The sequence below is a fragment of the Lactobacillus mulieris genome, from assembly GCF_007095465.1.
GTDB lineage: Bacteria > Bacillota > Bacilli > Lactobacillales > Lactobacillaceae > Lactobacillus > Lactobacillus mulieris.
In genome coordinates this window covers 107,692-133,513 of sequence record NZ_SDGL01000001.1, presented here as the reverse complement: position 1 = coordinate 133,513, position 25,822 = coordinate 107,692, and the positions used below count along the sequence as shown (strand labels likewise).

21 protein-coding genes and 1 tRNA gene are annotated in these 25,822 nt (G+C 35.2%); 18 read left to right on the top strand and 4 right to left on the bottom strand.

Annotated elements, in window-relative coordinates; all coding sequences use genetic code 11:
- Nucleotide 1: 1 nt before the first annotated feature.
- The 12 genes from lgt (at nucleotide 2) to ETI37_RS00610 (ending at nucleotide 16,380) form a co-directional block, all read left to right on the top strand.
- Entirely contained in the window at nucleotides 2–835 is an 834-nt protein-coding gene (gene lgt, locus ETI37_RS00665; protein WP_006587008.1) for a prolipoprotein diacylglyceryl transferase, read from the top strand.
- Nucleotides 836–837: 2 nt separating this feature from the next.
- Nucleotides 838–1,860 (top strand): NAD(P)H-dependent glycerol-3-phosphate dehydrogenase, encoded by a 1,023-nt coding sequence (locus ETI37_RS00660; protein ID WP_006587007.1) that lies wholly within the window; start codon nucleotides 838–840, stop codon nucleotides 1,858–1,860.
- 69 nt (nucleotides 1,861–1,929) lie between these two features.
- Nucleotides 1,930–2,856: a thioredoxin-disulfide reductase gene (gene trxB, locus ETI37_RS00655; RefSeq protein ID WP_006587006.1), complete on the top strand. Its 927-nt coding sequence runs from the start codon at nucleotides 1,930–1,932 to the stop codon at nucleotides 2,854–2,856.
- Between the two features lie 125 nt (nucleotides 2,857–2,981).
- Complete coding sequence (locus ETI37_RS00650; RefSeq protein ID WP_143458372.1) at nucleotides 2,982–4,706, top strand: phospho-sugar mutase; 1,725 nt, start codon at nucleotides 2,982–2,984, stop codon at nucleotides 4,704–4,706.
- A 97-nt stretch (nucleotides 4,707–4,803) separates the two neighbouring features.
- Nucleotides 4,804–6,849, top strand: coding sequence for an excinuclease ABC subunit UvrB (gene uvrB / locus ETI37_RS00645; protein WP_006587004.1), 2,046 nt, complete (start codon nucleotides 4,804–4,806; stop codon nucleotides 6,847–6,849).
- Complete coding sequence (uvrA, locus tag ETI37_RS00640; protein WP_006587003.1) at nucleotides 6,836–9,676, top strand: excinuclease ABC subunit UvrA; 2,841 nt, start codon at nucleotides 6,836–6,838, stop codon at nucleotides 9,674–9,676. Before uvrB ends, uvrA begins: the two co-directional genes overlap by 14 nt.
- A 96-nt stretch (nucleotides 9,677–9,772) precedes the next feature.
- A complete protein-coding gene (gene rapZ, locus ETI37_RS00635; RefSeq protein WP_006587440.1) occupies nucleotides 9,773–10,648 on the top strand; it encodes an RNase adapter RapZ in 876 nt (291 codons plus the stop codon).
- 9 nt (nucleotides 10,649–10,657) lie between these two features.
- Entirely contained in the window at nucleotides 10,658–11,695 is a 1,038-nt protein-coding gene (locus tag ETI37_RS00630) for a gluconeogenesis factor YvcK family protein (protein ID WP_022091228.1), read from the top strand.
- On the top strand, nucleotides 11,688–12,626 hold the full coding sequence (gene whiA / locus ETI37_RS00625) for a DNA-binding protein WhiA (protein ID WP_006587000.1): 939 nt from the start codon (nucleotides 11,688–11,690) through the stop codon (nucleotides 12,624–12,626). Before ETI37_RS00630 ends, whiA begins: the two co-directional genes overlap by 8 nt.
- A gap of 140 nt (nucleotides 12,627–12,766) precedes the next feature.
- Nucleotides 12,767–13,981 (top strand): hypothetical protein, encoded by a 1,215-nt coding sequence (locus ETI37_RS00620; protein ID WP_006586999.1) that lies wholly within the window; start codon nucleotides 12,767–12,769, stop codon nucleotides 13,979–13,981.
- A gap of 65 nt (nucleotides 13,982–14,046) precedes the next feature.
- Entirely contained in the window at nucleotides 14,047–15,039 is a 993-nt protein-coding gene (locus tag ETI37_RS00615) for a D-2-hydroxyacid dehydrogenase (protein ID WP_006586998.1), read from the top strand.
- 147 nt (nucleotides 15,040–15,186) lie between these two features.
- Nucleotides 15,187–16,380: an MFS transporter gene (locus tag ETI37_RS00610; RefSeq protein ID WP_006586997.1), complete on the top strand. Its 1,194-nt coding sequence runs from the start codon at nucleotides 15,187–15,189 to the stop codon at nucleotides 16,378–16,380.
- A 51-nt stretch (nucleotides 16,381–16,431) separates the two neighbouring features.
- Here ETI37_RS00610 and clpP read toward each other — a convergent pair whose 3' ends face one another.
- The 3 genes from clpP to ETI37_RS00595 form a co-directional block, all read right to left on the bottom strand.
- Nucleotides 16,432–17,013, bottom strand: a complete 582-nt coding sequence (gene clpP, locus ETI37_RS00605; RefSeq protein ID WP_006584983.1) for an ATP-dependent Clp endopeptidase proteolytic subunit ClpP — start codon at nucleotides 17,011–17,013, stop codon at nucleotides 16,432–16,434.
- Between the two features lie 93 nt (nucleotides 17,014–17,106).
- A complete protein-coding gene (locus tag ETI37_RS00600; protein WP_006586996.1) occupies nucleotides 17,107–17,574 on the bottom strand; it encodes a Fur family transcriptional regulator in 468 nt (155 codons plus the stop codon).
- A gap of 87 nt (nucleotides 17,575–17,661) precedes the next feature.
- On the bottom strand, nucleotides 17,662–19,086 hold the full coding sequence (locus tag ETI37_RS00595; protein WP_006586995.1) for an APC family permease: 1,425 nt from the start codon (nucleotides 19,084–19,086) through the stop codon (nucleotides 17,662–17,664).
- A 168-nt stretch (nucleotides 19,087–19,254) separates the two neighbouring features.
- On the opposite strand from ETI37_RS00595, the gene ETI37_RS00590 reads away from it, so the two are divergent.
- Entirely contained in the window at nucleotides 19,255–20,850 is a 1,596-nt protein-coding gene (locus tag ETI37_RS00590) for an APC family permease (RefSeq protein ID WP_006586994.1), read from the top strand.
- A 100-nt stretch (nucleotides 20,851–20,950) separates the two neighbouring features.
- Nucleotides 20,951–21,277: a putative quinol monooxygenase gene (locus ETI37_RS00585; protein WP_006586993.1), complete on the top strand. Its 327-nt coding sequence runs from the start codon at nucleotides 20,951–20,953 to the stop codon at nucleotides 21,275–21,277.
- 38 nt (nucleotides 21,278–21,315) lie between these two features.
- Here ETI37_RS00585 and ETI37_RS00580 read toward each other — a convergent pair.
- A tRNA-Arg gene (locus ETI37_RS00580) sits at nucleotides 21,316–21,387 on the bottom strand.
- A 242-nt stretch (nucleotides 21,388–21,629) separates the two neighbouring features.
- Here ETI37_RS00580 and ETI37_RS00575 point away from each other — a divergent pair.
- The 4 genes from ETI37_RS00575 (at nucleotide 21,630) to tpiA (ending at nucleotide 25,822) form a co-directional block, all read left to right on the top strand.
- Entirely contained in the window at nucleotides 21,630–22,661 is a 1,032-nt protein-coding gene (locus tag ETI37_RS00575; protein ID WP_143458371.1) for a sugar-binding transcriptional regulator, read from the top strand.
- 57 nt (nucleotides 22,662–22,718) lie between these two features.
- Nucleotides 22,719–23,735, top strand: coding sequence for a type I glyceraldehyde-3-phosphate dehydrogenase (gene gap, locus ETI37_RS00570; protein WP_006584979.1), 1,017 nt, complete (start codon nucleotides 22,719–22,721; stop codon nucleotides 23,733–23,735).
- A 105-nt stretch (nucleotides 23,736–23,840) separates the two neighbouring features.
- Nucleotides 23,841–25,052, top strand: a complete 1,212-nt coding sequence (locus tag ETI37_RS00565) for a phosphoglycerate kinase (RefSeq protein WP_006584978.1) — start codon at nucleotides 23,841–23,843, stop codon at nucleotides 25,050–25,052.
- Nucleotides 25,053–25,066: 14 nt separating this feature from the next.
- Nucleotides 25,067–25,822, top strand: a complete 756-nt coding sequence (tpiA, locus tag ETI37_RS00560) for a triose-phosphate isomerase (RefSeq protein WP_006586991.1) — start codon at nucleotides 25,067–25,069, stop codon at nucleotides 25,820–25,822.

The following is a 25,822-nucleotide window of genomic DNA, read 5'->3' as shown; positions in this document are numbered from 1 at the left end:
TTTGTTTTTAGCACTAAATCCAGTTGCTTTTCAACTTGGAAATTTGAGCGTCAAGTGGTATGGAATTTTTATGGCAACTGGCGTTTTGATTGCTACAACAATGGCAATTATTGAAGGTAAAAAACGGCAAATAATGAGTGATGATTTCATTGATTTTTTGCTTTGGGCTGTACCAATTGGCTTTATAGGAGCTAGAACGTATTATGTGATATTTGAGTGGGGATATTTTTCACAGCATCCAGACCAAATTATTGCAATTTGGAATGGTGGAATTGCAATATATGGCGGCTTGTTAGCTGGATTAGTGGTGCTACTTATTTTTTGTAGGAATCGTATGTTGCCACCTTTATTGATGCTTGATATTATTACTCCTGGTGTTTTAGCGGCACAAATTTTGGGACGTTGGGGTAATTTTATGAATCAAGAAGCCCATGGTGCACAAACAAGTCTTACATTCCTGCAAAGTTTGCATTTGCCAGAGTTTATTATTAAGCAAATGTATATTAATGGACATTATTATCAGCCAACGTTTTTATATGAATCCTTTTTTAATTTCATTGGCTTAGTTTTGATTTTAATGTTTCGACATAAGAAAGGTCTCTTTAAACGAGGAGAGGTTTTTGCTAGTTATATAATTTGGTATTCAACAGTTCGCTTCTTTGTCGAAGGAATGAGAACAGATAGTTTATATATTTTTAACGTAATTCGAGTATCACAAGCTTTGAGTTTGGTATTATTTATTGCTGCTATTATCTTTGTTATTTATCGTCGCAAGCAAGATAATGTAGCTTGGTACTTAGATGGTAGTGGATTAAAATTTCCATATGAGAGGTAATTATGAGAAAAATTGCAGTTTTAGGTAGCGGATCATGGGGAAGCGTCTTGGCTTCTATGTTGGCCGATAATGATGTAAATAATCAGGTTGTATTGTATGGAAATCGACAATCAATTTGCGATGAAATTAATGAAAAACACAGTAATAGCCATTATATGAAAGATTGGTCATTAAATAAAAGTGTATTAGCAACTACTGATTTAACACAAGCTGTTAAAGATAGTGAATTGGTATTATTTGTTGTTCCTACTAAAGCAATTAGAGAAGTTGCTCAAAATGTTAAAAAAGCAATGCTCGACACTAATACACAGCCATTAATTGTGGCAGCAACTAAGGGAATTGAACCAGGAAGCAAGAAGCTAATTTCACAAATTTTAACTGAAGAAATTTATCCAGATCATGAAGATAAGATTGTTGCAATTTCTGGTCCAAGTCATGCTGAAAATGTGGCTCAAAAGGATATTACAGCAATTACTTGTGCTTCGACTAATTTTGAAAATGCAGAAAAAGTACAAGAAATTTTTTCAAATGATTATATGCGCTTTTATACCAGTAATGACTTAATTGGAGTTGAAATTGGTGGCGCTGTAAAAAATGTGATTGCTATTGCTGCTGGGATGTTGGTAGGAAAAAAATATGGTGATAATGCCAAAGCGGCTTTAATGACTCGAGGCTTAGCTGAAATTATGAGATTGGGTGTTTCTTTTGGTGCCCAACCGTGGACTTTTAGTGGTTTATCAGGAATAGGTGACTTAATAGTTACTTGTACTTCAGTAAATTCTAGAAATTGGCGTGCCGGTAAAGCACTTGGTGAAGGTCAAAAGTTAGAAGCTGTGTTAGAAAATATGGGACAAGTTGTTGAAGGTGCTGTTACAGCTAAGGCTGTACATGAAATTTGTCAAAAAGATGGTATTGATATGCCAATTTCTGAAGCTATTTATAAAGTTTTGTATGAAGGTGCAGATATTGATGAAGAAATTCGTGCAATGATGTGCCGTGAAAAGACAAGTGAAGTTCGCTGGTAAGCAGATAAATTGCCAAAAGTATTTTCTAAGGTATAATTATACTTATGAAAAGTAAGCAGGAGGCATAAGATGACAAAGCAATACGATATTATTATTATTGGTGCCGGACCTGGCGGTTTAACTGCTGCACTTTATGCGGCAAGAGCTAATTTAAGTGTTTTAATTTTGGATCGTGGAATTTATGGTGGCCAGATGAATAATACTGGTGCGATTGATAATTATCCAGGCTTCTTAGAAATTCAAGGACCGGAATTAAGTGAAAAAATGTATCAATCTGCAATGAAATTTGGTCCAGAATTTAAATATGGCGATGTAACTAGTGTGGATTTTTCTAAAAAAATAAAGTTAGTCAAAACTAGTGATGCTGAATATGAAGCAAAAGCTGTAATTATTGCTACTGGTGCTGAACATAAACATTTAGGTGTTCCCGGAGAAGAAGAATATTCAGGCCGTGGAGTTTCTTATTGTGCCGTTTGTGATGCTGCATTTTTTAAAGATGAAGATGTAGTAGTTGTAGGTGGCGGAGACTCCGCAATTGAAGAAGGCTTATACTTAGCTAATATTGCTAAAAGTGTTACTGTAATTCACAGACGTGATAGTTTACGAGCACAACCTGTATTGCAAAAGAGAGCTTTTGCTAATAGTAAAATGAACTTTATTTGGAATGCACAAACCGAAGAAATTATTGGTAATGACCAAAAAGTTACGGCTATAAAATATCTTGATAAAGAAACTGGTGAGCATAAAGAGATTAATGCAAGCGGTATTTTTATTTATGTTGGAGTTGAACCTCAAACTAGTTTATTTAAGGAACTAGGCATTACTGATAAGCAGGGCTGGATTATAACTAATGAGAAAATGCAAACTTCATTAGATGGAGTTTTTGCTCTCGGAGATGTTCGTGCTAAAGACTTAAGACAGATAGCGAATGCTGTTGGTGATGGTAGTATCGCTGGACAAGAAGCTTATAATTATCTTCAAAGCTTAAATGACTAGAAATAATAAGAGTCTGCAAGTAGCAGGCTTTTTTGTATGCTTTTTTTCATTAATTACAAAGTGGTATAATAAAAACTATACTAGTTTATTCTATGGATTAAAAAATTAATGATAGGAGCTACTTTATGACTGCTAGACAAGCATACGAAAATTGGCTTAAAGCTGAAAACTTACCAGATTATTTACAAAGACAATTAAAAGAACTTGGTCAAAATCCTGCTTGGGTAGATGATGCCTTTGGTACTGATATTAACTTTGGTACTGCAGGGATGCGTGGTTTACTTGAACCAGGGACTAATCGAATTAATGTTGTAACCGTGGGTCGTGTTACTGAAGGATTAGCCCAATTAATTGAAAAAGAAGGTCAAGAAGCTAAAGAAAAGGGTGTAGTAATTTCTTTTGACTCACGATATCATTCAGAAGATTTTGCAAAGCTTTCTGCGCAAATCTTGGGTTATCATGGCATTAAGGTTTACTTGTTTGATGGTTTGAGACCAACACCAGAATTGTCATTTGCAATTCGCCATCTTGGTACCTTTGCTGGTATTATGGTGACAGCTTCACATAACGCTAAACAATATAATGGTTATAAGATTTATGGTGCTGATGGTGGGCAAATGCCTCCAGAACATGCAGCCGTAGTTGAAAAAGCTGCTTTAGAAGTGGAAAATCAACTCGCAATTCCAGTGAGTCCAATTGAAGAATTACGTGCGAAGAATATCTTACAACTTGTTGGTGAAGATGTTGATGAAGCATATCTTGAAGCACTAGATACCATTAATGTTAACCATGACTTAATTAAGGAGACTGCTGATAAGTTAAAGATTGTTTATACACCAGTTCATGGTACAGGTAAGGTAATTTATGATCGTGCCTTTAGACAAGGTGGATTTAAAAACTTTACAGTAGTTCCAAGTCAAGCGATTATCGATCCTGAATTTCCAACTACAATTAAGCCTAATCCTGAATATCGTCAAGTATTTGATGAAGGGGTCAAGGTTGCAGATAAAGTTGGAGCTGATATTATTGTTGCAACTGACCCTGATGCTGACCGTTTGGGTGCAGCTGTTAGAACTCCAAATGGTGACTTTCAAGTTTTAACTGGTAACCAAATTGCTACTTTAATTTCTAACTACTTATTAACTAATTTGAAGAATTCTGGTAAATTGGATTCTTCATATGAAATTATTACTAGTGTTGTTTCAAGTTCTTTACCATTTAAGATTGCTAAATCTTTTGGCATTCAAACTAAGTATGTCTTAACTGGCTTTAAGTATATTGGTGAAGAAATTGATCGTTTACACAAAACTGGTGATGGTCAATTCTTAATGGGCTTTGAAGAGAGTTATGGTTTCTTATTTAAGACCTTTAACCGTGATAAAGATGCCATGCAAGGTGCATTGATGTTCTTTGAAGTTGCTGCCTACTATGCTTCAAGAAATATGTCAGTATTTGACGGATTACAAGAAATCTGGAACAAGTATGGTGCAAGTTGTGAAATCACTAAGGCAATTGAAATGCCTGGACTTGATGGTCAAAAACGGATGGCAAAAGTAATGGAAAACTTGCGTAAAGAACAGCTTAAAGAAATTAATGGCCATAAAGTAGTTAAGATTGAAGACTTTGAATTGGCTAAAGAAGTTACTGAAGCTGGAGAAAGAGAATTAGTTGGCTTCCCTAAGTCAAATGTACTTAAATACTTCTTGGATGATGAAACTTGGGTTGCACTTCGTCCATCAGGAACAGAACCAGTAATTAAAGCTTATGTTGGTACTAATGCTGAAACTTATGCTAAGGCTGAAGAAAAATGCAAGGCATATCATGATGCAATTGCAAAATTTGCCAAATAATAAGCTTATTACCTGCGAAAACATGTTCGAAGTAGTAAAATAAGAATAATGATAAATTGGACTATTAAAGTCCAATTTTTTTTGCGGGGGATTTTTTATGATTAAAAGACAAACCAATCGAAAGTTTGATTTAGTTTCAAAATTTAAACCTGCAGGCGATCAAGAACAAGCAATTGATAAATTGACCGCAGGCTTTAAAGCGGGAGCGAAAGAACAAATTTTGCAAGGCGCAACTGGTACGGGGAAAACTTTTACCATGGCTAATATAATTGCAAAATTAAATAAACCTACATTAGTTATTTCTCATAATAAAACCTTAGTTGGTCAGCTATATGGGGAATTTAAGCAGTTCTTTCCCAATAACGCTGTAGAATACTTTGTTTCATATTATGATTACTACCAGCCAGAAGCTTATGTACCAAGTTCTGATACCTATATCGAAAAAGATTCTTCAATTAATGATGAAATTGATCAGCTTCGTCACAGAGCAACTAGTGCGTTGATGGAGCGCAATGATGTTGTGGTGGTCGCAAGTGTTTCTTGTATTTATGGTTTGGGGGATCCTAAAGAATATGCAGCAAGTGTCTTGAGTTTGCATGAAGGTCAAGAATATGAACGTAATGTCTTATTGCGAGATTTAGTAAATATTCAATATGATCGTAATGATATTGATTTTCAACGTGGTCGTTTTCGGGTTAGAGGAGATATTGTGGAAATTTTTCCAGCAGGCAATAGTGACCACGCATTTAGGGTAGAGTTTTTTGGCGATGAAATTGATCGAATTGTCGAAGTAGATTCTTTAACTGGAGAAGTAATTGGTGAAAGAGATCAAATTTCGCTTTTCCCAGCAACTCACTTTATGACTAATGAAGAACAGATGAAGCAAGCCCTTAAACGAATTAGTCAGGAAATGGATTTGCAAGTTAAGAAATTTGAAGGAGAAGGAAAGCTTCTAGAAGCACAACGAATTAAGCAAAGAACAACTTATGATATGGAGATGATGAGTGAAGTTGGATATACAAATGGTATCGAAAACTATTCAGCTCCGATTGAAGGTAGAAAAGCAGGAGAGCCACCCCATACTTTACTTGATTTCTTCCCAGATGATTTCTTAATTTTAATTGATGAATCCCATGCTACTATGCCGGAGATTCGAGCAATGTATAATGGTGACCGCAAACGGAAAGAAACCTTGATAGACTACGGTTTTCGTCTGCCGTCTGCTTTGGATAATCGCCCCCTCAAACTTGAAGAATTTGAAAAACACGTTAACCAGATTTTGTATGTTTCTGCCACACCTGGTGATTATGAGCTGAATCGAACTAATAAAGTAGTCGAACAAATTATCAGACCTACTGGCTTACTTGACCCTAAGATTGAAGTAAGACCAATTCAAGGCCAGATTGATGATTTAGTTGGTGAAATAAATAAACGAATTGAGCGAGATGAACGGGTCTTTGTTACTACTTTGACTAAAAAAATGGCTGAAGACTTAACTGATTATTTGAAAGACTTAGGAATTAAAGTTCGCTATTTGCATTCAGATATTAAAACCCTGGAGCGAATGCAGATCCTCCATGACCTGCGAAAAGGGGACTTTGATGTTTTAATTGGAATTAACCTTTTAAGAGAAGGTATTGATGTACCAGAAGTATCTTTGGTTGCCATCTTAGACGCTGATAAAGAAGGCTTTTTACGGTCAACTAGACCATTGATTCAGACGATGGGGCGTGCTGCCAGAAATAGTGATGGTATGGTTATTATGTATGCTGATAAGATCACTGATTCAATGAAAATTGCGATTGATGAAACTCGTCGTCGTCGTGAAAAACAAATTGCCTTTAATGAAGAACATGGTATTACGCCTAAGACGATTGTTAAACCGATTCGTGATGTTATTTCAATTACTAAACCTGTTAAAGAAGAGAAAGAAAAGGAAAGTTTTGCCGATCTTAACTTTGATGAATTAACTAAAAAGCAAAAGCAAGCTATGATTAAAAACTTAACTGATCAGATGCAAGATGCAGCAAAGAAGTTGGACTTTGAAGCTGCTGCTAATTTGCGTGATGCAATTATGGAATTGCAAAATTCAGTTCATGCACCAAAAAAGCATAAGGGGAAGGATTTTGATGGTAAGAGATAAAATTGAAATTCATGGAGCTCGTGAACATAACTTAAAAGATATTGACTTAACAATTCCCAAAGATAAGTTAGTTGTTGTAACAGGCTTATCAGGTTCTGGTAAAAGTTCACTTGCTTTTGATACTTTATATGCAGAAGGACGCAGACGATACGTTGAATCTTTATCGTCATATGCAAGACAGTTTTTGGGACAAATGGATAAAGCTGATGTTGACTCGATCGATGGATTAAATCCGGCTATTTCGATTGATCAAAAGACTACTTCACATAATCCACGCTCAACTGTAGGGACAGTAACAGAAATTAATGATTATTTACGTCTTTTATGGGCTAGAGTAGGACATCCAATCTGTCCTAATGATGGAACTTTAATTGAAAGACAGTCAGTTGACCAAATGGTTAAACGAGTTATGGATTTACCAGAGCGTAGCAAAATTCAAATTTTGGCACCAGTAATTCGTCAAAAGCGTGGTATGCATCAAGAAGTATTTAAAAAAGTGGCTCGAGCTGGTTTTGTTCGTTTATTAGTTGATGGTGAAATGCATGAAGTAAGCGATGAATTTGATTTAGATAAAAACAAAAAGCATTCAATTTCAATTGTTGTTGATCGTTTAATTATTAAAGATGGAATCAAAAGTCGTTTGACCGATTCAATTGAGTCGGCTTTGCGCTTGTCTGAAGGCTATATGGATGTCGATGTAATTGGTGGACAGGTTTTGAACTTTTCTGAAGATTATGCGTGTCCTAAATGTGGCTTTTCAGTTGGCGAAATGGAGCCACGATTATTTTCATTCAACGCACCTTTTGGAGCATGTGAAGCTTGTGATGGTTTAGGGATGAAATTAGCTGTTGATGAAGATTTGGTTATTCCAGATAAAGATAAAACCTTAAATGAAGGGGCAATTGCTCCTTGGGCTAATAGTGACTATTATAAGATGATGCTCGCTCAAGCTTGTCAGAGTTTACGAATTAATATGGACAAACCATTTAAGAAATTAACTGAACGTCAACGAAAAATAGTTTTATATGGGTCAGATAAAAAAATAAAATTCCATTTAGAAGGTGATTTTGGCGTAAATGATGCAACGCAAGCTTTTGAAGGGGTTATGAATAATATTGATCGGCGCTATCATCACCCGATGAGCCAATTTATGCGTGAAGTGATGGGCAAATACATGACTGAATTAACATGTGCAGTTTGTCATGGTAAGCGTCTTAATCAAAAAGCTCTTGCTGTTAAAGTAATGGGACAGGATATTAGTGAGGTTAGTGACTTACCAATTGGTAAAGAATTAACTTTCTTTAAATCTGTGAAATTATCCGAAGCAGAAAGCATGATTGCTAAGCCGATTTTAAAAGAAGTTATTGATCGGCTAACATTTTTGGTTAATGTCGGGTTAGATTATTTGACGCTGTCGCGTTCGGCTGGAACTTTATCAGGTGGTGAAGCACAAAGAATTCGTTTGGCTACACAAATTGGCTCTAATTTATCTGGAGTAATGTATATTTTGGATGAACCTTCTATTGGATTGCATCAAAGAGATAATGACCGCTTGATTGCTTCATTAAAGAAAATGCGTGATTTGGGTAATTCTTTAATTGTGGTGGAACACGACGACGAAACAATGAAACAAGCAGATTATTTGATTGATATGGGTCCAGGAGCTGGTAGCTTCGGAGGTAAAGTGATGGCTGCAGGTACGCCTGAAGAGGTGATGGCCAATCCTAATTCATTAACAGGCCAATATCTGTCTGGTAAAAAGTTTATTCCCGTTCCAACTGAAAGAAGAAAAGGCAATGGCAAGAAAATTACTGTTTCTGGAGCTTGCGAACATAACTTGAAGAATATTACAGTTGATTTTCCATTAGGCAAATTTGTTGTTGTAACAGGTGTTTCTGGGTCTGGAAAATCCACTTTAGTTAACACAATTTTAAAACGGGCACTTGCACAAAAGCTAAATCATAATTCTGCTAAACCAGGGAAGTTTGAAAAAATAACCGGTTATAAAGATATTGAAAAAATTATTGATATTGATCAAAGCCCAATCGGTAGAACTCCTCGTTCAAATCCGGCTACATATACTAGTGTTTTTGATGATATTAGAGCCTTATTTGCTCAAACTAACGAGGCCAAGATTCGAGGTTATACTAAGGCGAGATTCTCATTTAATGTAAAAGGTGGGCGTTGTGAAGCATGTCATGGTGATGGAATTATCAAAATTGAGATGAATTTCCTTCCTGATGTCTATGTTCCATGTGAAGTCTGCCATGGCCGAAGATATAATTCTGAAACATTAGAAGTTACTTATCATGAAAAAAATATTGCGCAAGTACTTGATATGACAATTTCTGAAGCTCGCGAATTCTTCAGTAAGATTCCAAAAATTCATCGTAAATTGCAAACAATAGTTGATGTTGGTTTGGGATATGTTAAATTAGGTCAATCTGCAACTACACTTTCTGGTGGTGAAGCACAGAGAATGAAGTTAGCAAGTGAACTTCAAAAATTATCAACTGGGAATAATTTTTATATTTTAGATGAACCAACTACAGGGTTACATGTTGATGATATCAAGCGTTTGCTAGTTGTTTTACAACGGTTAGTCGATCAAGGAAATACTGTTCTAGTTATTGAACATAATTTAGATGTTATTAAGACAGCAGATTGGTTAATTGATTTAGGACCAGAAGGTGGTGAAGGTGGAGGTCAAATCGTTACGACTGGTACACCTGAAGAAGTTGCAGAATGCGAAAAATCATGGACAGGAAAGTATTTGAAGCCAGTTTTACAGAGGGATAAAAACCGCACTTTGGAAAACGAAAAATAAAGTAAGTTTAAAAAATTTGCTACTTTTACGGTAGTGAATTTTTTTATATTAAATGAAACACCCGGTGTGATATAATTTTCACAAGGAGGGGTTATTATGGCTAGCGAAACAAGACAATTATTAATTGTTACTGGAATGAGTGGTTCAGGAAAAACTGTAGCTGCCCATTCATTAGAAGATTTAGGCTATTTTGTTGTTGATAATTTACCACCCACTTTATTAGGCAGTTTTTGGGATTTAATGAATACATCTGATGACTTTAATAAAGTTGCGGTTTTAATTGATTTGCGAGTTAAAAGCTTCTACAAAGATTTAGAAAATGAGATTAATTCTTTAGAAGATAACGGAAATACTCAAGCAACAATTTTATTTTTAGATGCTAGTGATGACGTATTAGTTGCTCGTTATAAAGAAACTCGGCGTCTGCCACCATTAGCAAGAAGTGGCCGTTTGCTTGATGGTATTCAAAAAGAACGGGCAATTTTATCACCAATAAAAAACATCTCTAATATTATTGTTGATACTTCTAGTTTGACCCCCAAGGATTTAAAAGCAAAATTAACCGGCCTCTTTAGTGAACATGGTCGTAAGCCGTTTACAGTTGAAGTAATGAGTTTCGGATTTAAATATGGTATGCCAATTGATGCCGACATTGTTATGGATGTTAGATTTTTGCCAAATCCTTTCTACATTCCTAATTTAAAGCCTTTTACTGGGCTTGATAAGCGAGTGTTTGATTATGTTATGGATAAAGATGTAACTAAGGTTTTTTATAAAAAGTTATTGGACTTAATAGAAACTACAATTCCAGGTTACATTAAAGAGGGAAAAGAAAAGTTAACAATTGCAATTGGGTGTACTGGCGGACAACACCGTAGTGTATCAATTGCACAACAGTTAGCACGTGATTTATCAAAGAAGTATCCAGTTGATATTTCACATCGTGAAATAAGCCGTTATATCAGAAAGTAGGTGGAGCATTTGGCTTATGCTGAAAGCCGGATTATCCGAGTTATTAAAGGGCGTCGGCCTAAGGTAGTAGTAATTGGTGGAGGTACGGGCTTACCAGTTATTTTGAATGCCTTAAAAGAAAAGAATGCTGAAATTACAGCGATTGTTACAGTTGCCGATGATGGTGGCTCTTCTGGTGCAATTAGAAATTATATTAATGTTGTCCCACCAGGTGATATCAGAAATGTATTAGCTGCTTTGAGTGATTTGCCACAAGAAGCAAAAGATATTTTTCAATATCGTTTTGATAGCTCAGATTCATTTTTTGCCGGTCATGCGATTGGTAACTTAATCATTGCGGCATTAAACGAAATGCATGGGAATATTTTTGATGCTGTTCAATCATTATCTAAAATGATGAAAGTAGATGGACATGTTTTCCCTGCTTCCAATGAACCATTGACTTTAAATGCTGAATTTGTTGATGGCAGTCGTGAAGCTGGTGAAACAGAAATCACTAGTAAGGATAAAAGGATTAAGCGAGTTTGGGTGACTGATACCAATGATGACAAAGAACCTGAAGCGGTATTACCTGTTTTGGCGGCAATTATGCAGGCGGATGCTGTGGTATTAGGCCCAGGAAGCTTGTTTACTTCAATTTTACCTAACTTAATGATTAGTAATTTAGGGGAAGCTATTAGACAGACAAGTGCCGAAGTAATTTATATTTGCAATATTATGACGCAAAAGGGTGAAACTGATCACTTTTCTGATGCAGATCATGTGCGGATTTTGAATGCTCACCTAGGTGGAAATTATATTGATACTGCTTTAGTCAATGGGGCAAAAATCGATATGAGTAAGTTTAATCCAGCTGATTATGACGAGTATCTTGAACCAGTATCGAGTGATTTTGCAGGTTTACGTGAGCAAAATTGTCGCGTTATCACTGATGACTTTATTGACCAAAGACATGGATTGGTTTTTCATGATGGTGAAAAAGTAGCTAAAGAAATTATTGATCTCGCTTTCGAAGCACATTGCCGACGAGGTGAAAATAATGGTTAGTTATGCAAGTGAAGTAAAAAAAGAATTAACTAATTTAGAAGTTCATCCTGAACATGCCAAGGCTGAATTATCCGCTTTTTTACGGATGAATGGAATTTTGAACTTACATGACCACCAATTAAGTTTAGATATCACAACTGAAAATCCAGCGATTGCTCGCCGGATTTTTACGTTAATCAAGGTAGCTTATAATATAGAGCCATTATTAATTGTTTCTCGTAAGATGAAACTAAAAAAGAATAACCAATATTTGGTTAGACTTAATCAACAAGTAAATGAAATCTTAGCTGATTTGGAGATTGTTGATCCTGAAAAAGGGTTTGTAATTGGAGTACCTAAAAAGGTGCTTGAAGAAGAACAGCGCGCGATGTCATATCTTCGAGGTGCTTTTTTAGCCAGTGGTAGTGTAAACAATCCTGAAACTAGTCGATACCATTTAGAAATTTATTCTGTCTATGAAGCACATAATGACGATATTTCATATTTAATGAACCATTATTTTAACTTAAATAGTAAGAAAACCAAGCGAAGAAGTGGTTACATTACATATCTTAAAGAAGCTGAAAAGATTGGTGATTTTTTACATATTGTTGGTGCATTTAATGCAATGTTAGCTTTTGAAGATTTAAGAATTATGCGGGACATGAGAAATTCAGTGAACCGACTAGTAAATTGTGATACAGCTAACTTAAAAAAGACAGCTAATGCTGCAGCAAGGCAAGTAGAAGATATCCAATTGATAGATGAAAAACTAGGATTAGATCAGCTTCCTGAAAAGTTAGAATCATTAGCTAGATTTAGGTTAGAAAATAGTGACTTAACTTTAAAAGAAGTAGCTGAACAAGTTCCAGATGGTCCAATTTCTAAATCTGGAGTTAATCATCGTTTTCAGAAAATTAGAGAAATTGCGGATAAATTACGTGAAGGATAGAAGTCATGAGAAGAGAAATTCTCATGACTTTTTTGGTAGGAGAGTATTAATTGCAAGTTTAATATTCTGAAGCATTATATAATATAAGTGGAGAAATAAAAGCCTATAGTAAAACAATCTCGATTGTTGGAGGTTATACTATGAAAACTTTAACGATAAGAAATAGCTTAATTTTTATTGTATATGGTCTTCTACTAGATTATGCAATTCGGCAAGCCATGATATTGCTATTTTATTTTATTGCGCTTGTATCTATAGGTGGTATCGTTTACTTTCTATTTAAGAACAGTTCAAGAATTTTAACTTTCACTATTTGGAATGTGTTATCTCTTATGTTACTTATTCATATAGTACATTCTAATTTGAAATATGAACTTGTCATAATTGCGGGTCTTTTATTGCTAATTGCTTTAAACAATCAAAAACAAACTATATTTAATTTTCATTTTCAAGTGATTACTTTTGTAATTATGGCTTTGAGTATAGTTTTTCTTAATTCAAAACTTAATATAACCAATGCGAGTATAGTTGCTGGACTTTTCATAATTGGTTTTGGTGTAGTTTTATTTTTATCTAAAGAAAAAAGTATGGTGTTTTTACTTTTAGGAGCAATTTTAAGCTTGGTAACTAGGTTCTTAATTGGTATGACACAAGGGATAACAACAGCAGTATTATACTTTTTAGTAATTGCGCTATGGCTACATTTAGATCAGTTGTTCCTATATTCTTTAGCTTGGTTAAAGCAGAAACATGTTACTTTTGATGCTAATGTAATTCGAAGGAGTTCATTTGTATTAACCTTTTTGATTGGTTTATTGGGGCTTTTTGCAACTAACCTTAATTATGTTAGTGGTGTTAGTGGAATTTGGATTTTATACAGTGTGTTCATGGCTAGAGCAAAAGATAAGTTTATTTATTTTGATTTTAGTTTAGTAATCGCGCTTTTATTAATTTTAAAGTTAAATAGCACAATCTTTGCAATTGCAATTTTAGTTTTAGAACTATTGAAGTTAGTTTTGAAAGCCTATTCACAGCCCTTACCAAAGATGTATTTTTCACTTTTATCTTGTGCATTTATTGGCATTTTAACGTTACAAGGGACAGTTATTGTAAACTATAGACTATTTATTTTTGTACTTTTAACCTTTATAGCAGCGATCTTGCTGAGGTTTGAAAAAGGAATAAGTAAATTGGGTTTAGTATTTATCCAATTAGTTTTAATGTTTGTTTTACCATTAACTGATTCTAAAGCAGGATTAGCATTTTTCCTTGCAGTTGGAATTTACATATTGGTAGAAGAAGTATTACTGCTAGCTTTTAGAAGAAAAATAAGCAAGATAACTAGTAATTTCTAACTAAAGTATTATTATTTAAGTAAATATATAAACAAGTATTTTCTTTTTGAAAGTAGGTAATTATAGTGAAAATTGCAGTTTTTAGTCCAAGTGAAAGTGAAAGAAAATTAATTGCAGCTACGGAAAAGAAATTCGGTTGTGAATTAAAATTGATTGATGATCCACTTTCTGCAGAAAATGTTGATCAAGTAGCTGATTGTAATGGAGTTTTGCTTAAACCACTTGGCAATTTAGATGATGAAATTGTTTATAAGAAATTAGCTGATTATGGTATCAAATCAATTGGTCTTCGAATTGTGGGAACTAATACAATTGATTTTGATCTAGCAAAAAAATATCACTTAACAGTTACCAATGTGCCAGTATATTCACCACGTGCAATTGCTGAAATGGCTGTAACTCAAGCAATGTATTTGAACCGCAAGATTGGCGAATTTAAGGCTAATATGGATAAAGGTGACTTTACCAATCCTGATAGTTTAATTAGCAATGAAATTTATAATAAGACTATTGGACTTATTGGAGTTGGACATATCGGTAGTGCAGTTGCTCAAATTTTTAGTGCCATGGGAGCTAAAGTATTAGCTTACGATGTGATTTATAATCCCGAAGTTGAACCATATTTAACTTATGCTGATTTTGATACTGTTTTGAAAGAAGCAGATATTATTTCACTTCATACGCCATTACTTAAGAGTACTGAGAATATGATTGGTAAAAAGCAATTTGCGGAAATGAAGAATGATGCAATTTTAATTAATGCCGCGAGAGGTGAATTAGTTGATACAGCTGCTTTGATTGAAGCACTTGAAAAACATGAAATTGCTGCAGCCGGACTTGATACATTAGCTCATGAATCAAGTTACTTCTTTAAGAAAGTTGATGATGCTCAAATTCCGGCTGACTATAAGAAATTAGCAGCTATGCCAAATGTAATTGTGACACCTCACTCAGCATACTTTACTAAAACTTCAGTTAGAAATATGCTTGAAATAAGTTTGAAAGATACACTTGCAATAGCCAAAGGTGAAAGAGCTCACTTTGTGGTAAGTCGTTAAGAATAAAAATTTTAATTATTAGCTAGGAAGGTCAAACCTTATGTTTGGCCTTTTTATTTAGCTTAAAAAAAGATTATTAATTTTAACTTGTGTTTATTTTTTTGTTAGATATAATACAGTAAAAAATTATTTTTTAGAGGAGTTTTAATGAAAAAATATCGCAATATCTATTATTTAGTAAATTTACTTTATAGCTTAGGTGTCGCAGTTTGGTCGGGGACTATTTACTTATTTATGCATCATATTGGTTATAGCTATGGAGAAATTAACTTTTTTCTATCAATATTTTGGGTTGTAACTTTTATAGCTGAAATTCCATCTGGTTTTATTGCAGATCATTTAGGCTATTTAAAGACAGCAAGTATTAGTAATTTAGTTAGGGCTACAGGCTTAGCAGTTCTTGCATTAAGTCCTAAAAATTTTCTTCTCTTGGCATTAAGCGCATTCTTGACAGCACTAGGCGATTCTTTAATGTCTGGTACACTACCATCATGGATTGCAAATAAAGCAGCTTTAAATAATGAAAAAGACCAGCTTGGAGAGATTTATTCAACTTATAGTTTAATTGCGAGTCCGTTTAATATGATTGTTGGTTTTATAGGAGCGCATTTTTTAGCCAATATTGATTTACGGTTACCTCTTTTGACAGGGGCTGCTTTTTTAGCGGTGACTTTTTTTATTTTAGTTGCATTATTTAAATATGATTCTCAAGCTGGTACACAGAAGTTGAGTTTTAAAGAACTCAATGTTGTTAGTGAGGTAAAAGAAGTTATTACAAATGAATATCAAACTTTTAAGTTTATTCTTTTGTGTTTGCCAATTTGGTTCATTAGTTCTGGTCCTATTGATCAATGGCAGCTATACTTTCAACATGGCAAAAGGGTAGATTCTGGTTCTATTTTGGTTGCAATTGGGATTGTAGGGTATATTGGTAGTTACATTTATCGCTATTTGTATAAGAAGAAAATTAATCAACTCTTTTTACTCATTTTTTCAGTGATTTTTTTAACCATTTCAATTGAATTGGTAGTTATGTTGAAAGGGAATTACTACCTGGCCTTGGGAATCTTTATGATTCATAACTTATTTGGAACTATTCAACAAATGATTCAAGGAACCTTGCTCCAAGAATCAATAAAAACAGAAAAGAGTAGGGCGACAATTGTATCAGTATGTAATGCACTTGATGCTGGGGTGTCAGTGCTGATTTTAAGCCTCAATGGCTATCTTTCTGATCATTATGGTATTGGACTAGCTTGGCAAAGTTTAGCGATTGTGGGATTAGTCTTATTCTTTGGAATGTTAATATATTATAAACGAGGACGAGTTAAACAAGCGTAAAAAAGACAGTTCGCAATGCGAGCTGTCTTTTTGATTATTAAAAATTTATTACTACTTCATGTTTGTCATGATTTCATCAATCAAGCCGTAGTCCTTAGCTTCTTGAGCAGTTAAGTAGTTATCACGTTCAGTATCTTTCAAAATCTTTTCAATTGGTTGCCCAGTTGTTTCGTGTAAGATTTCGTTTAATTTCTTTCTGCTCTTTAAAATTTCTTCAGCGGCAATTTGGATATCAGTTTGTTGACCTTGAGCTCCACCAAGTGGTTGGTGAATGAGCACAGTAGAGTTAGGCAAAGCAAAACGCTTACCCTTTGTACCGCTAGTTAAAAGAATGGAAGCCATTGAAGCTGCCATACCGATTGCAATAGTTGATACGTCAGACTTGATAAAGTTCATGGTATCCATAATTGCTAAACCAGAAGTAATTACACCACCTGGTGAATTAATGTATAGGGAAATATCCTTAGTATTATCTTGCGCATCTAAGAAAAGCAATTGGGCGATAATCGAGTTAGCCATTTGGTCATTAATTTCACCGCTAAGCATGATAATACGATCTTTTAATAAACGTGAGTAAATATCATATGCACGTTCACCACGTGCAGTTTGTTCAATAACTGTAGGTACTAACATTAGTTAACCTCCTAATAAAAATTAGCACTCATTTGAATACAGTGCTAATTAAAACACCTTTATTAAATTTAGTCAATAAAGGTGCCTTTTAAGTTATTTTTCTAATTTTTGACAATCAGGACATAAGCCATAAATCTTAATGTGAGAACTGCGGGTAATATAGCCTGTTTGTTTTTCGGTTTCTTGTCGCATTTTGCTTTCTATTTTATCAAAATTTGCGTATTCAACATCGGCGATTTTCCCACAATTGGTACAGATTACATGAAAATGTGGCTTAGCAAAGAAATCATAATGAGTTGAACCATCATTTCCATTATTAATTTCAATTACAAATCCTAAATCAACAAAAGTGTTAAGAGTATTATAAACTGTTGCAATACCTGTCTTTTCATCAGATAGAGAAATGTCATTAAAAATCATTTCTGCTGTTGGATGATTATGGTGGGTCATCAGGTAAATTAAAATCTTTAGGCGTTGCGGGGTTCTCTTTAAACCATGAGCCCGAATGATTTTTGCAGCTTGATCAGCAATCTTTTCTTCTGACAACTTTTCCACCTCCATCTCTTTTTCTAAAAATAGTTTAGCATAAAATTGAGTAATTGAAAGAAATAGAGCTTAGCAAAAAAGCATCCTTTTGGATGCTTTTCTTTAGTTCTTATCTTCGTGTTTTCTGATTATAGGTAAAATTACACCTAATGCAGTTAATACAATTGGAGTTAAGATATTTAAAAATAAAGTAAAGGGATCAGGTGAATAAATTCCAACTAAGCAACTAAAACCAGTCACAAAGAAGCACCAAAATCCAGCAAATAAAGCCAAGCCTTGATTTTTGGTCATTTTATAATTACTGGTAAATTTATCGGTTTGCTTTCGAAGAGCAATATATGCTGCAAAGACCCATAAATAACGTAACGGCATAGTTGTAGAATTTAATTTTACCAATTGAGCCATAACAGCAGTTGAACTTGGAACTAAAGCTTGTGCCAAGGTTAATCCACCAGAGAGGATAACAACCATCCATATTCCGTTGATATAAGCTCCATAACGATTTTTCTTGAGCAATTTACGTGGAATAAATTCTTTCGCCTGTTTGCTACCTAGTAGCATTCTTAATGGAGCGTCAATACTTAAAACTAATACTGCAAACTGGCCTATTACATTACACCATGCATATATATACAAGAAAAGATTCCCTAAATGATAATACTCGCCCAATTTTTGGAAGGCCCAATATGCTCCATTAGAAATATAGTTATTTAAGTCAGCATTAATTTCTTTAGTTGAAAACATCATAGCTACTGCAACGGTACCTAAAATGGCGGAAATAATTACCATGGTTGCAAGTAAAATCATCGCTTTAGGGAAGCCGCGACTTGGATCTTTAACTTTGTTAACATATGGAGAAATTTTCTCACAACCACCAACACCAAAGACTAAAATTGAAAGGGATGTAAAATACTTCCAATTAAAGGTTGGTATTAAACTTTTTAAGTTCCAATCGATATTATTAAAGCCAGCATGAGGGTTAATTGCAGGAGCGGCAAACATCATGATGATAAATAAAATTGACATGATGAACATGGAAGTACCAGCTAAAGTTGCCAGAGTTTTTAAAATACTTAATCCTTTGGTTGCTATCCAACAAAAGAATAAAAAGATAATTAATGTCGCTATTTGAACCCATGCCGTTGGTAGTGCATCAAAGTGTGTAATGTCGCCCCATATTCCCCAAGCCATAGCTCTTAAACCACCAGTTCCCTTGCTTGAGATATAAACTATGTGGCAAGCCCAATATGTCCATCCAGCATAATATGCCCATTTAGGCCCTAGTGTTGCATCTACCCAGGAACTTACGCCGCCTTCACTTTTTTGGAAAACAGCCCCTAATTCCCCGACCATCAATGCATATGGAATGAAATAAAGGGCAAACATTAGAATCCAACTGAAAATAACTTTGGTTCCGTCAAAATAAATATATCCATTTACAACGTTTCCAAATCCCCAGACAGTTGAAAATGCCATCATTGCTAAGGTGGTCCAGGCAATTTTTTTATTATGATTTTCGTTTGTCATACTAGTATCCTTTTCTTTATTAAAACAATACAATAACTAGGTGATATTATACAGGAAAGCTGAAAGCGCTTCTACTACTGAATTGCGTTTTTTGTTGACTTATTACTTTAAATTATGCAGAAAATATTGTATTCTACAAAGATGTGAAAAATAATGAGGAGAATTTTTATGAAGAAAAACCAGATTAGCTTATTTTCTGGCGTTATGCTAGCATTAAGCTCTTTAATTGGTTCTGGCTGGCTTTTTGGAGCTGGTAGTGCTGCACAAGTAGCTGGACCTAGTTCAATTATTTCATGGATTATTGGTGCGGCAATTATGATGTTAATTGCCTTTAATTATGTTGAATTAGGTACAATGTTCCCCGAAAGCGGGGGGATGAGTCGCTTCGCTGAATATAGTCATGGACAGCTTCTCGGCTTTTTAAGTGCGTGGGCTAACTGGGTTTCTTTAATTACCTTGATTCCGATTGAAGCAGTAGCTTGTGTTCAATATATGAGTAGTTGGCCATGGAGCTGGGCTAATTGGACTAGAGGCTTTTTTCATAATGGCACCATTACAAATGAAGGATTATGGGCGGTTTACTTGTTTATGTTTGTTTTTAGTTTGATCAATTTCGGGTCTGTTAAATTATTAACACGTTTTACAAGTTTAATTGCTGTTTTTAAGCTTTTGATTCCATCTTTAACAATCATTTTCTTGATTTTAGCCGGTTTTCATTCAAGTAATTTTGGTAATAATGTTTCTACTTTTATGCCTTATGGTACAAAAGGAATTTTTCAAGCTGTTACTGTTTCGGGAATTATTTTATCTTATGATGCTTTTCAAACAGTTATTAATTTAGCTGGTGAAATTGAGAAACCACATAAGAATATTTTTCGGGGAGTTTGGATTTCGTTATCTGTTACAGCCATTATTTATGTATTGCTTGAAGTTGCCTTTGTAGGAGCTGTTGAACCAACTATGTTAGCTAAGGTGGGCTGGCATGGGGTTGATTTTGCTTCACCATTTGCTGATATTGCTATTTTGCTAGGTTTGACGTGGCTTTCTGTTTTGCTCTATATGGATGCCTTTATTTCACCTTTTGGTACTGGTGTAACGTTTGTTGCAACAAGTGCTAGAACCTTGATGGCAATGACTAGGTCAGGAAATGTTCCCGCCTTTTTAGGGCGAGTTAATAAAAAGTATAAAACTCCACGTTATGCAATGGTTTGGGATTTAATTTTAGCAATGGCGCTAGTTTTCTTCTTTAGAAATTGGAGTGAATTAGCAACTGTAGTTTCAGTTTCAACTTTTGTAGCTTATGCTACAGGACCAGTTGCGGCTATTAGTTTGCGAAAAATGCGTCCCAACTTTAAGCGACCATTTAAATCAGTTCATTTAAAATGGGTTGCTCCTGTATCATTTGTTTTAACTGGATTAGTAATATATTGGGCAATGTGGCCAACTACAATTGAAGTTATCTTTGTTGTGTTGCTTGGGTTGCCAATATATTTTTACTACCAGTTTAAGAAAGAAAATAAAAATTTTGCTCAACAATTTAAGTCTAGTCTGTGGCTATTATCCTTCTTAGCTTTTATTTCAATAATTTCATATTTGGGAAGTAGTGCGTTTGGAGGAAATAATACTTTTAAATATCCATGGGACTTTGTAATTGTAATTTTGGCATCAATTGGCTTTTACATTTGGGGTGTAAAATCAAGTTATGATGGAGAAGACTTGAAAGATGCCGAAAAAGTAAATAAAGACGTTAGAATTGAAGATTAAAAAAGACTAGCCTTGGCTAGTCTTTTTTGTTGATTTAGAAAGCTTGAAAGCGTATGCTTTTTGGGTAACTATCAAATTGCTTTTTTTGGAGGACTTGTAGATGGCGATTACAGTGAATCTTTATTATATTGGTAAAAACGGCTCAGCTTTAAAATTTGTTCAAGAAATGAAAAATTTAGGAATAGTTGACGGAATAAGAAAGGAAGTTGGAAATATTAGATATGATTATTTTCAATCTTTAGATGATCCAGAAAAAATATTATTAATTGATAGTTGGGAAGATCAAACTGCTATTGATGCTCATCATCAAAGTCATTTTATGAAAGAGTTAGCCAAACTTAGGGAAAAATACGATTTACATATGGAAGTTGAACGGTACCAACAAATAAAAAATAATGCTAAGGATAAAAAATATATCAGAAAATAAAAAAGTCAGTAAGCATACTAGCTTACTGACTTAACTTATGGGCCCCCCGGGAGTCGAACCCGGATTTTAAGAACCGGAATCTTACGTGCGATCCATTACACTAAGGGCCCAAATCACATCAACAACTAGTATAGCAAAAAAATAAAAAATAGGAAATAAAAGTTTTGTAAGCGGAAATATTTATTTTTTCTAAAATACTTGAAATTAATTTGGGTCATTGTTATACTTAAATCGTCGAAAGGGAAATGTTGGAATTGAACAAAAGTCACGTTTCTCTTATATTTTTAAGCGTATTGGGTCAAAAAATGACAACAACATGGTCAGATAATGTCCCATAAGAAGGAGGCAGGCTATGGACACGGATTTTACCTTGCTACAAAACCTGGTTCCAGATGTCTTAAAAATTTCTCGACAGCGTTATCAAGTCCTTGAACAAATATCTTTAAGGTATCCTGTTGGACGTCGTGCTGTAGCTCAACAGCTCGGTATGAGCGAGCGAACGGTAAGAACAGAAACAGAATACTTAAAGAAATTAGGTTTAATTGAAATTAAACCTTTTGGGATGTATCTCACTGAAAAAGGTGAGGAAACGCTGAAAGATGCAACTAGCCTTATAAATCGGTTATTCAATGCGAGCCAAGCTGAAATTAAGCTGGCAAAGAAATTGAAGATTGCTAGAGCAATTATTGTTCCAGGTGATGCCGATTTACAGGAGCGGGTATCAATCTTAATGGGAGAGAAGCTTAATTCAGCTCTCGATTTATTATTACCATTAGGAAGTAGTATTATTACCGTTTTAGGTGGTGCTACTTTAGCTAAAGCTTCGAAAGTCTTATCAAGTTCACTTAGTAAAAATCGCGATTTAGAATTTGTTCCAGGTCGTGGTGCGTTAGGTGAAAGTGTTGAAACGCAAAGTAGTACGATTGTTCAAGAAATGGCGAAGGCTACAGGGGGCAAATATAAAACATTATACTTGCCTGAAAATGTATCTAAAGATGCTTATCGCTCTTTGATTCGTGATCCCGCAATTAGTGATGTATTGCAAGATATATCACAATGCGATGTTGCAATTCACGGAATAGGCTTAGCTGAGGATATGGCTAAGCGCCGTGGTTATGATTCAGTTGCTTTATCAAGAATTCGAGCAACTGGCGCCGTCTCCGAATGTTTTGGGTGTTTTTTCGATGAGAATGGTAAGATGATTGAGCGGATCCCTCGAATTGGCCTGCAATTTGAAGATCTTAGCAAAATACCTCATATATTTGCATTTGCCGGTGGTCATTCCAAGGCTAAGGCAATTAGCTCTTATATGCACAATGCACCGAGTCAAACATGGCTAATTACAGACGAATGTGCCTCAGATTTGATTTTAAAGGGGCAATAAGGCTCTCTTTAAAATAAAAATAATGTTATTACTAGTTCCTAAGGAGGACTTTTGGACATGACAGTTAAAATTGGTATTAACGGTTTCGGTCGTATTGGTCGTTTAGCTTTCCGTCGTATTATGGATTTAGGCGAAAAGTCATCAGATATTGAAGTTGTTGCAATTAACGACTTAACAACTCCAGCTCTTTTGGCTCACCTTCTTAAATATGACTCAACTCATGGTACTTTCAACCACGAAGTTTCAGCAACTGAAGACTCAATCGTAGTTGATGGTAAGAAGTACCGTGTATACGCTGAACCACAAGCACAAAACCTTCCATGGGTTAAGAACGACGGTGTTGACTTCGTTCTTGAATGTACTGGTTTCTACACTAGCAAGGCTAAGTCACAAGCTCACCTTGATGCTGGTGCAAAGAGAGTCTTAATTTCTGCTCCTGCAGGTAACGACCTTAAGACTATCGTTTACAGCGTAAACGATGATACTTTAACTGCTGATGACAAGATTGTTTCAGCTGGTTCATGTACTACTAACTCATTAGCACCAATGGCTTCAGCATTGAACAAGGAATTCGGTATTGAAGTTGGTACTATGACTACTATCCACGCATTCACTTCAACTCAAATGGTATTAGATGGTCCAGTTCGTGGCGGTAACTTCCGTGCTGCTCGTACTTCATCAGCTAACATCATTCCTCACTCAACTGGTGCTGCAAAGGCTATCGGTCTTGTAATTCCTGAATTGAACGGTAAGTTACAAGGTCACGCACAACGTGTTCCAGTTGTTGACGGTTCAGAAACTGAATTAGTATCAGTATTGAGCAAGAAGGTTACTGCAGACGAAGTTAACGCAGCAATGAAGAAATACGAAAGTGCTTCATTCGCATACAACGATGACCAAATCGTTTCAAGCGACATTCTTGGTATGACTGCTGGTTCAATCTTTGACCCAACTCAAACTGAAGTAACTACTGCTGGCGACAAGCAATTAGTTAAGACTGTTGCTTGGTACGACAACGAATACTCATTCACTTGCCAAATGGTTCGTACTTTATTGAAGTTTGCAACTCTTTAATCAACAGCTAATATTTAGTAACTGATTATTTTGTTGTTTGAGAAGGCGGAGGGGATTACTCCCCTTCGTCTTTTTTCGATTATTAACCATTGGAGGTAATTTTTAATGGCTAAATTAATTATTTCTGACCTTGATGTTAAAGGTAAGAAAGTTTTAGTTCGTGTTGACTTTAATGTCCCAATTAAAGATGGCGTAATTGGTGATGATAACAGAATTGTTGCTGCATTGCCAACTATTAAATACATCATTGATAATGGTGGTAAGGCAATTTTGCTTAGCCACTTAGGTCGTATTAAGTCAGACGCTGACAAGAAAGAATTGTCACTTGCACCTGTTGCAAAGCGTTTAGGCGAATTGCTTGAAAAAGATGTAGAATTCGTACCATCAAACGAAGGTAAAGAAGTAGAAGACGCAATTGCTAAAATGAACGATGGCGATGTTTTGGTAATGGAAAACACTAGATTCCAAGACATTGACAATGATTTTGGTAAGCGTGAATCAAAGAATGATCCTAAGCTTGGCGAATACTGGGCAAGTTTAGGTGACCTTTACGTAAATGATGCATTTGGTACTGCTCACAGAAGTCATGCATCAAACGTTGGTATTGCTACTGCAATGAAAGCAGAAGGCAAGAAGGTTGCAGCAGGCTTCTTGATGGAAAAGGAAATCAAGTTCTTGGGTAATGCAATTGCTAACCCTGTACACCCATTTGTAACTATTCTTGGTGGTGCAAAGGTTTCAGATAAGATTAGTGTTATTACTAACTTAATTCCTAAATCAGACCACATCTTAATCGGTGGTGGTATGGCATACACATTCTTGGCAGCTCAAGGTCACAAGATTGGTAAGTCATTATTTGAAGCTGACAAGGTAGAACTTGCTAAGGAATTATTAGAAAAAGCCAACGGTAAGATTGTTTTACCAGTTGATAACGTTGCAGCTACTGAATTCTCTAATGACGCAAGTCGTGAAGTTGTTGGTGATGACATTCCTGACAATGAAATGGGTCTTGACATCGGTCCTAAGACTGTTGAATTATTCAGAAAGACTTTACAAGGTGCAAAGACTGTTGTTTGGAACGGACCTATGGGTTGTTTCGAAATGCCAAACTTTGCCGAAGGTACTTTAGAAGTTGGTCGTGCAATGGCTGACTTACCAGATGCAACAACTATCATTGGTGGTGGGGACTCAACTGCTGCAGCTAAGCAATTAGGTATTGCACCTAAGATTACCCACATTTCTACCGGTGGTGGTGCATCACTTGAATACCTTGAAGGTAAGGAATTACCTGGTATTGAATGTATTTCTGATAAATAGAAAGGGCATTATTAATGCGTACTCCAATTATTGCTGGTAACTGGAAGTTACATATGAATCCTGCACAAACTGCAGAATTTGTTAAAAGTGTTAAAGATAAGCTTCCTGAATCAAACAAAGTTGAATCAGTTATCGCTGCACCCGCAGTTGACCTTGACGCTCTTATTAAAGCTAGCGAAGGCTCAAACTTATCTGTTGCTGCTGAAAACTGCTACTTTGAAGATGAAGGTGCCTTCACTGGTGAAACTTCACCTAAAGTTTTGAAAGAAATGGGCGTTAAGTACTGCATCATTGGTCACAGTGAACGTAGAGACTACTTCCATGAAACTGACGAAGACATTAACAAGAAAGCTAAAGCAATCTTTAGAAATGGTTTATTACCAATTATCTGCTGTGGTGAATCTCTTGAAACTCGTGAAGCAGGTAAGGAAGAAGAATTTGTAGTTGATCAAATCAAGAAGGCTCTTGATGGTTTAACTAGTGAACAAGTTTCATCACTTGTTATTGCTTATGAACCAATCTGGGCTATCGGCACTGGTAAGACTGCTACAAGTGATCAAGCTGAAGAAATGTGTAAGACTATTCGTGAAAGCATCGCTAAGCTTTACAATGAAGAAACTGCTGAAAATGTAAGAATTCAATACGGTGGTTCTGTAAAGCCTGCTAACGTTAAGGAATTAATGGCTAAGCCTAACATTGATGGTGGTTTAGTTGGTGGTGCTTCACTTGAAGTTGAATCATTCTTAAGTTTAGTTAATTACCAAGACTAA